At 64.9% G+C, this 5969-nt stretch carries 7 protein-coding genes; 3 read left to right on the top strand and 4 right to left on the bottom strand.

What is annotated here, in order from left to right; translation table 11 throughout:
* Positions 1-46: 46 nt before the first annotated feature.
* Entirely contained in the window at positions 47-706 is a 660-nt protein-coding gene (locus AC1D0P_RS20490; protein ID WP_477678438.1) for a GDSL-type esterase/lipase family protein, read from the bottom strand.
* Positions 707-880: 174 nt separating this feature from the next.
* Here AC1D0P_RS20490 and AC1D0P_RS20485 point away from each other — a divergent pair, with 174 nt between their 5' ends.
* Complete coding sequence (locus AC1D0P_RS20485; RefSeq protein WP_477678437.1) at positions 881-1654, top strand: oxygen-binding di-iron domain-containing protein; 774 nt, start codon at positions 881-883, stop codon at positions 1652-1654.
* Positions 1655-1671: 17 nt separating this feature from the next.
* Here AC1D0P_RS20485 and AC1D0P_RS20480 read toward each other — a convergent pair whose 3' ends face one another.
* A complete protein-coding gene (locus tag AC1D0P_RS20480) occupies positions 1672-3012 on the bottom strand; it encodes a TAXI family TRAP transporter solute-binding subunit (RefSeq protein ID WP_477678436.1) in 1341 nt (446 codons plus the stop codon).
* 83 nt (positions 3013-3095) lie between these two features.
* The gene (gene trxC, locus AC1D0P_RS20475) at positions 3096-3533 is read right to left on the bottom strand and encodes a thioredoxin TrxC (protein WP_477678435.1); all 438 of its coding nucleotides are present in this window, start codon (positions 3531-3533) and stop codon (positions 3096-3098) included.
* Positions 3534-3654: 121 nt separating this feature from the next.
* On the opposite strand from trxC, the gene AC1D0P_RS20470 reads away from it, so the two are divergent.
* Both AC1D0P_RS20470 and AC1D0P_RS20465 read left to right on the top strand, forming a co-directional pair.
* A complete protein-coding gene (locus AC1D0P_RS20470) occupies positions 3655-4224 on the top strand; it encodes a DUF2242 domain-containing protein (protein WP_477678439.1) in 570 nt (189 codons plus the stop codon).
* A 238-nt stretch (positions 4225-4462) separates the two neighbouring features.
* Positions 4463-5107, top strand: coding sequence for a hypothetical protein (locus AC1D0P_RS20465; RefSeq protein WP_477678434.1), 645 nt, complete (start codon positions 4463-4465; stop codon positions 5105-5107).
* A gap of 87 nt (positions 5108-5194) precedes the next feature.
* On the opposite strand, the gene AC1D0P_RS20460 is transcribed toward AC1D0P_RS20465, so the two are convergent.
* Positions 5195-5707 carry a hypothetical protein gene (locus AC1D0P_RS20460; protein ID WP_477678433.1) on the bottom strand — a complete coding sequence of 171 codons (513 nt, stop codon included), beginning with the start codon at positions 5705-5707 and terminating at the stop codon, positions 5195-5197.
* Positions 5708-5969: the final 262 nt, after the last annotated feature.

Genomic DNA, 5969 nt, shown 5'->3' with positions numbered 1-5969 from the left:
GAAAACAGTAGCGCAAAGGCCGGAGCAAGACCGGCCTAAATACCTATCAGGCCAAAAACTTCATATCCCTAAGCCAAGCCGCCAAGCGTTCGGCAAAAACCTTATAACCCTCGCCATTCGCATGAATCTGGTCCGACCGCAGCTCGCTGCGCGACAGCACATATGACCAGCCGCCGCTGAAGAGGGGCGTGCCGGTTTCCTTCGCCACTTCGGCATACACCTCATGGTCGCTAAGCGAGTTAGTCGCGGCCGCAATGAAGACCGGCTTGGGCTGCGCGATCAGCACCACCTGCGCGCTGGATGCCGCCGTCTGCACCAGGCTTTTGAGCGCGGCGCGCGTGCGGTCCAGCGGCAAGCCGCGCAGGAAGTCATTGCCGCCTATCGACACCAGCACCAGTCCCGGCGTGTTGTCCTGGAGCAGCCCGGGCAGCCGCGCCAGCGCGCYCTCGGCCGTGTCGCCGTTGAGGCCCGCGTTTTTGGTGACGTAGCCCGTCAGTTGCTCCAGCTGTTGCGGGTAGCCGGTGCCCGCCGTGGCGCCGTAGCCAAAGGTCAGCGAATCGCCCAGGCACAGCAGCACGGCCTCCTTGGGCAGTGTCTTGCCCTGCGGCTTGGCTTTTTTGGAGCAGCCGGCCGCCAGCGCGAGCGCCGAGGCCATACCGGCCAGCAGCAGCCGGCGTTGAAGCAGGGGAGTCGGGGTGGTGGGCATGGACTGTTCTCGGGGTGCGGCGGTAAGCTGGATTTTGCCAGCGCTTGACCTGCATCAAGCGCGGGCGCGCTGAGGCCTTTTAAAGTCCGGGTTTTCCCACCGCGGCGCCTGCGCCGGCCTCTTCCTTTTTCTAYGCCTATCGAGCTCTATCGCGACAGCCGCCACGCCTGCCTGATGTTTACCGACCTCGTCGAAGAGGACAACCAGGCCGTGCAGGCCAACCAGTTCCTCATCGTGGATAACGGCACCGGCGCCGTGATCGACCCGGGCGGCAACCTGGCCTTCAATGAACTCTTCCTGGGCATGTCTCGCCACTTCAGCCCGCAAAAGCTTTCCTACATCATCGCCTCGCATGCCGACCCGGACATCATCGCTTCGCTGGACCGGTGGCTGACTTCCACCCCGGCGCAACTGGTGATCTCACGCGTATGGGAGCGCTTTGTGCCGCACTTCACAAAGGTCGGCAAGACCGACCGGCGCGTGATCGGTGTGGTCGATGCCGGCGGGCGCCTGCCGCTGGGCCGCAACGAGTTGTGGCTGCTGCCCGCCCATTTCCTGCATTCCGAAGGCAACTTCCATTTTTACGATCCCGTCAGCCGCATTCTTTTCACCGGCGACCTGGGTGTTTCCATGACCTCGGGCCAAGGCGCGCAGGTGCCGGTGACCGACCTGACTTCAGGCCACCTGCGTCTGATGGAAGGTTTTCACCGCCGCTACATGGTGTCCAACAAGGTGCTGCGCCTGTGGGTTCGCATGGCGCGCCAGCTCGACATCCACATGCTGGTGCCGCAGCATGGCGCACCGCTCACGGGGCCGGCCATAGGGCAGTTCTTCGATTGGGCCGAATCGCTGATGTGCGGCATAGACCTGTTCGACGACCGTCACTACCAGCTGCCCACCGCGGCCATCCCGCTGCCGGAAGCCGCCTTGCGTGTGAATACGGTTTAGCGGAAAACGGCCGCCGTTCACCCTGGCGGCGGTTCGCCCTGTCCGTGCAACTGGCGGCGCACATAGTCCACATGCTGGCGCAGCGTGTAGACCCGGTCAGAAAAGTCCAGCGCGAACTTCATGTGGCTCACGTCGTGTTCTATCTTGTCGAGCCGCGCGGTGGCCTCGGCGACCTCCCGCGCATCAAGCCGCCGCGCGCCGATGTCGCGCTCCATCTCCAGCAGCGCGCCGTAGCGGCGGTAGAGCCGGTTCTTTTCCTTGAACTCAAACAGCCTGGGCACGATGCGGAATACCGGAATCGCGATCGCCACCAGCGGCAGCAGCACCAGCAGCAGGCGCTGCAGGGCGTTGGCCGCCCAGTAGGGCAGGTAGCGTTGCAGGAAGGGCCGTCCGTCCTTATAATAACGCGCCGCCTCATCGGCCAGCGGAAATTCCGTCGCGGCCCCGTTCGGGAACTCGCCCGGCCTGTTCAGCAGCGTGGCGCCCCGGTGCACCTCGCGCGCGGCCTCCAGCAACAGATAGGCCAGGGCCGGGTGCAGGTCCTTGTGGATCACCAGGTTGGCCGTGGTGGCGAGCAGCGTGATGTCCTGGCGCGGGCGGTCCTGCGCCGGGTCGACCGAGCCGGCCTTCAGCGTCACCAGCGAGAGATAAGGCAGGCGCCGCGTCAGCCCTTCGGCGTGTTCAATTGACACCAGGTGCGCCTCATCCTGCTTGCCCAGCAGCATCTGCACCGCCGGTGTCTGCGGCGCGCCTATCAGGAAGAGCGCGTCGATCTCGCGTGCCAGCAGCGCCTTGGCCGCCGCCTGCCCGCCACCGGGCGTCAGGGTGGCGTTGGCCGGCGTGACGCCATAGGCTTGCAGCAACTCCAGCGCCACCTTGCGTGTGCCGCTGCCTTCCACGCCGATGGCGACTTTTTTGCCTACCAGCGGGCCCAAGCCCTTGCTTAAGGTTTTGGCCAGCGCCGGCGAGGTGAACATCCAGACCGGCTCGTAACCCACGACCCCCAGCGAGCGTAGCGGCGTGCTGGATTCCGGCTCCTGCGAATCAAGCTGCAGCAAGCCCAGGCCGCCCTGCACAAAACCCACCGGCATGCCCGCGTTCAGGCGCTCAAGGTTTTGCACCGCACCGCTGGAAGGCAAGAGCTCCAGCGTCACGCCGTTGGCGCTTAAATAGCTTTGGTACCTCAGCGCGAACTGGTGCGCCGCGCCGTCCACCGCCCCCGTCGTCATCTGGACCTGCCGCGGCGGCGCGGGCAGCAGCGAACGCGAGAACATCGATAACAGCACCGCGAGCCCGCCGATGATGGCGACGGCAAGCAGGAAGGTCTGCTTGCGGCTCAGGGAGGGGATGATCAGCATGGGTGCAGTCTAACCAAGGCCTCCCAAGTCGCAAAGTGCATGCAGCGGCAAGATCGGCCGCGTGTCATCGAGCCGGAAAAGCCTCAGCGCAAATTCGCCCGAACCCAGCGCACGATATCCGCCGCCCCCATCGCGCCCGCTTGGCGCGCCACCTCGCGGCCGTCCTGGAACAACGCCAGGGTCGGAATGCTGCGGATATTGAAGCGCGCGCCCAGATTAGGCACGGCCTCGGTGTCGACCTTGGCCACGCGCACTTGCGGCTCCAGCTGCGCGGCAGCCTGCTCATAGGCCGGCGCCATCTGCCGGCAGGGGCCGCACCACGGCGCCCAGAAGTCGACCAGCACCGGGATCTGGTTGCGGCTGATGTGTTTGTCAAAGGCCGCTTCATCCAGCGCGGTGGAATGCGCCACAAACAGCGCTTTCTTGCAGCTACCGCAGCTGGGCTCGCTGCCCAACTGGTCGGCGCGCACGCGGTTGGTGGTATGGCAGTGGGGGCAGACGATGTGGAGCGAGTCGGTCATTGTTTGTAACTGGGGCGCCGGGGAGGCTTTTCAAGCCGGCGCAGGGTGTACAAATACGTCCTGCGCCCCGTGAGGGCCGCGCTTGAAGATTTCCAGATTGTGAAAGGGGTCCGTTTTGAAACTGTTTTGGAGGCATAGTCGCCTGGCATCCGCTGCGGGCGTCCTGCCCGGTGCGCTGGGGATACTGCTGCTCACGGGTTGCGCCAGCGGCGTGAAGTCCTTTCCCCTGCAGGAAAAGTTCGGTTCCACCGCCACCTATTCGCGCCTCTTCGACGCCAGGCCCGAGCAGACCTGCGAGGCCGCGCGCCGCGCGCTGCTGAGCCAGGGCTACATCATCAACATCGCCAGGGCCGACCTGGTTGAGGGCCAGAAGAGCTTCCAGCCCGAGGCCGAGTCGCACCTGCAGATGGTGATACGCGTGGTGTGCGCGCCCGAAAGCGCCGACGGCAAGATCAGCCTGGGTTTTGTCACCGCGCTGCAGGACAGCTACCAGCTCAAAAAGAGCAACAACTCCGCCAGCCTGGGCGTGGGCGCCCTGGGCTCGGTGTCCCTGCCTTTCAGTTCCGGCAATGACTCCATGGTGAAAGTCGGCAGCGTCACGATTTCGTCGGACGCGTTTTACGACGGCTTTTTTGAGCTGCTCAGCCGCTACCTCGCGACGGTGGACGATTTGCCGCCGGGCGCGCAATAGGCGACTCATACTTGCCCGTTTTGTAAGGCGAAGCTACATCCTGATACGCCGGCATGCCGCGCGGTAAACACGGGGTAAAAGCGCGGCGCATTACACCCGCCCTACCTCCGCATTACACGGCGTTGACCTTGGGGTTCCACGATGAAGGCACTGAAGCACCCAGGCCCCTCCAGGCCGGCGCTTTGGAAAAGCAAGCCCCCCGGTTTGCTGCTTCACTCATTGAGCAAAGGAGCCCCCCATGAAATCGAAACTCTTGACCGCATCCCTTCTGGCCACCGCGCTGGCCGCGGGCCTGGCCGCCGCGCCGGCGATGGCGCAGCCGGGCCCTTATTCACCTGCCTATCCGCCCCAGGTGGTGTATGCGCCTGCTCCGCAAACGCCGGGCATAGACAACGCGCAGCAGGCCGTCAGCGAGCGCATACGCCAGGGCCTCCAGTCCGGCCGCATCACGCCCTCGGAAGCCCGTTTGCTGTACCGCCGCGACAACGACATCCAGAACCGTGAGGCCGCCTACAAGGCCGACGGCCGCGTCACGCCGCAGGAACGCCAGCAGCTGCGCGCCGACATGGCCCAGCTCAGTGCCGAGGTGGAGCGCGCCATCGCCAACAACCGCACCGTTGCCGTCGGCTATCCGGCCGACAGGCTGGGCGGCATCGACAGCCAGGAGTTCAACATCCGCCAGCGTATCGACGAAGGCGTGCGCAGCCACCGCCTGAGCCTGCGCGAAGCCGGCCGCTTGCAGGCCCGCGAGGAGGCCATTGAACGCCGCGAGGCCGCTTACCGTTCCGACGGCGTGGTGACGCAGCAGGAGCGCCGCGACCTGCGCGCCCAATTGAGCGCGCTGCGAGATGAGGTTGAACGCCTGATCAATCCGCGCGGTTAAGCACCAAGGCTTACCAAGCCTTAAGGCATAAAAAAACCCCGGTCAGCGCAGGGCGCCGGCCGGGGTTTTTGTTTCAAGCGAAAAGAATCAGGCTGCCTTGGCGCGGCGGAAAGCCGTGCTGCGCTTGGCCGCAGCCTTGTGCTCACCGGCAATCTTGCCCGCCAGTGCGGCGCTCTTTTGCTCGATCTGCGCGGCCAGCTTGCTCAAAGCCAGTGCGCCGGGCGCAGTGGCCTGGGCCAGGGTGTTCAGCGCGGTCACGCCGGTTTTTTCTTCAAACAGGCTGGCGTTGGCAGCGGCGCGTTCCACGCCGGCTTCAGCCACTTTCACGAGCTGGCTCACCACCTGCTCGGCGCCGCTGGTCGTCAGCAGCAGGCCCTTGGTGTAGTAGGCGCTGAAGGCAGCTTGCGCGGCCGAAGCGTTTTTCGCGGTCTCGGCCGTCAGCTCGGTGCGCGATTGTTTCAGGGCCGTGTTCCAGCGCTGTTCCAGCAGGCTGACAACGCGCTCGCCGCCGGCACGGTAGGCCTGGATGACGTTGCGGGCGGTATTGCCGTAGGACTCGATCAGGTCGGTGGCAACGGTAGAGAGGTTTTTGGCGCTCATGGGAATTCCTTTGTTAGGCTTTGACGATGGGCTTATCTTGCCGGGTTTGGCTAGTGAGGGCGACCTAACGGGTTAGAGAGGGGGGTCCAGAAGCCGGGTCTTGCGCCGGCTTTGCGCGCTCCCTCTCCTCTGTGCTCTTTGCTGAGGGCGGTTGGCCGGGGGTAGCCCGGCGGCTACTCACTTTTCTTTTGCTTCGCCAAAAGAAAAGTAAGCAAAAGAAAAGGCGACCCTGGTTGCTGCGTCCCTTCGCTGCGCTACGGGC

The organism is Polaromonas sp. P1_G2 (assembly GCF_056405515.1).
The sequence above is the reverse complement of the archived record's forward strand: the minus strand, read 5'-3'. Positions and strand labels throughout refer to the sequence as shown.

Coding starts and splice junctions, on each gene's coding strand:
- AC1D0P_RS20485 (WP_477678437.1), top strand. CDS start 881: ATGTTTACCGACCTCGTCGAAGAGGACAACCAGGCCGTGCAGGCCAAC.
- AC1D0P_RS20480 (WP_477678436.1), bottom strand. CDS start 3,012: ATGCTGATCATCCCCTCCCTGAGCCGCAAGCAGACCTTCCTGCTTGCC.
- trxC (WP_477678435.1), bottom strand. CDS start 3,533: ATGACCGACTCGCTCCACATCGTCTGCCCCCACTGCCATACCACCAAC.
- AC1D0P_RS20465 (WP_477678434.1), top strand. CDS start 4,463: ATGAAATCGAAACTCTTGACCGCATCCCTTCTGGCCACCGCGCTGGCC.
- AC1D0P_RS20460 (WP_477678433.1), bottom strand. CDS start 5,707: ATGAGCGCCAAAAACCTCTCTACCGTTGCCACCGACCTGATCGAGTCC.